At 56.8% G+C, this 1,507-nt stretch carries 1 protein-coding gene; it reads left to right on the top strand.

Features of this window, described 5'->3' with window-relative positions:
• Positions 1-174: 174 nt before the first annotated feature.
• Positions 175-1,507: glucose-6-phosphate isomerase (locus B2Y11_RS08715; RefSeq protein ID WP_291058075.1), on the top strand; the 1,333-nt coding region annotated here is incomplete at its 3' end.

The following is a 1,507-nucleotide window of genomic DNA, read 5'->3' on the forward strand; positions in this document are numbered from 1 at the left end:
GATGTCTGCCGTCTGACAGTCTGACCTCTCCCCACGTTCGGGAATACCGCCCAGCGGACAGCCCACCCCACAGTCCCACTATCCCACTTTTATAACTTGTATTCTTCTCTTATATCTTATATAATTACCTTTTAGCAGTGTTTTTAATCAAATGGGAAAGTGTAGGAGAGTTATATGACCATTCAGAATGAGCTGGATATTGACATCAGGAACCTTTTGGGCCATGCCTGGAGCGTGAAGGCAGAAGACCTTTCGGCCATGGCAAGCCTCATGGAAAAGGCAGGCCGGTCACTGACGAAGCTGCGGGAAAGCGGGAAGGGGCCTGACGGCAGCGACGTCCTCTTCCCCCGCCTTCCCTACATTCTGGATGAGGATGTGCTCATTACGGAAGAGGAAAAGGAAAGCCTTCTCCATGCCGATGAGCTGGCAAAATCCGCGGACATCCTGATTTCCATCGGCATCGGCGGCTCCTACCTGGGAAACCAGATGCTCTTTGACGTATTCTGCGGCCCCTATTGGAACATGATGGACAGGGAAGAGCGAAACGGATTCCCCAAAGTCTTTTTTGCCGGACAGAACATGGATCCCCACGGCCTTCTCCAGCTGGCAGAAGAGGTGGAGCGGGAAAGCCGCCATGCAGGCCGGAAGTGCCGGGTGCTCCTTCTGGTGATTTCCAAATCCGGCACCACCATCGAACCCTCCAGCGCCCTGAAAGCCCTGAGACCCCTCCTTATCCCCTTTGCGGATATTTCCCTTCTGGCCATTACGGATAGGGAAAAGGGCAGCCTTCGCCGGTATGCCAACGAAAACCACCTCCCCTGCTTCACCGTCCCCGACGGCATCGGCGGCCGGTTCAGCGAACTTTCCCAGGTGGGCCTTGTATTCGCCCGCCTCATCGGCGTGGACATCAAAGACCTCCTCTCCGGCGCCCGGATGGTGGAAGAAGCCTGCCGGAGCGAAAAGGCAGAAGAAAATCCCGCCCTCTTCCTGGCGTCCCTGAAATATGCAGCCAGCAGGAAATACGGCATAGTCGCTGAAATCATCATGCCCTACGGCGACACCCTCCGCTCCTTCGGCTGGTGGTACGCCCAGCTTCTGGGCGAATCCCTGGGAAAGAAATACGACATGGCAGGCCATGTGATCCACTACGGCCGCATTCCCGTCGCCGCCGTAGGCACCACGGATATGCACTCCCTCACCCAGGAACACCAGCAGGGAGCCAAAAACAAACTGGTACAGTTCATTTCCGTGAAAGAAAGCAGGAGCCGCCTTTCCGTGCCCTGCGAGGAATCGGGAGAAACGGGGGACGTGCCCATGGACTTCATGCTGGAATCCGCCCGGAAGGCCAACGAACAGGCCCTGGCCGCTGAAGGCCGCATGAGCTGTGCCATCAGAATCAGGAAAATCACCCCCTTCCACCTGGGAGCCCTCATGTATTTCTTCTTCCTCACCATCGCCTACGAAGGTGCCCTGGCAGACATCAACGCCTTCGACCAGCCCGGCGTGG

This window comes from Dialister sp. UBA1703 (genome assembly GCA_002320515.1).
Classification (GTDB): Bacteria; Bacillota; Negativicutes; order Veillonellales; family Dialisteraceae; genus Dialister.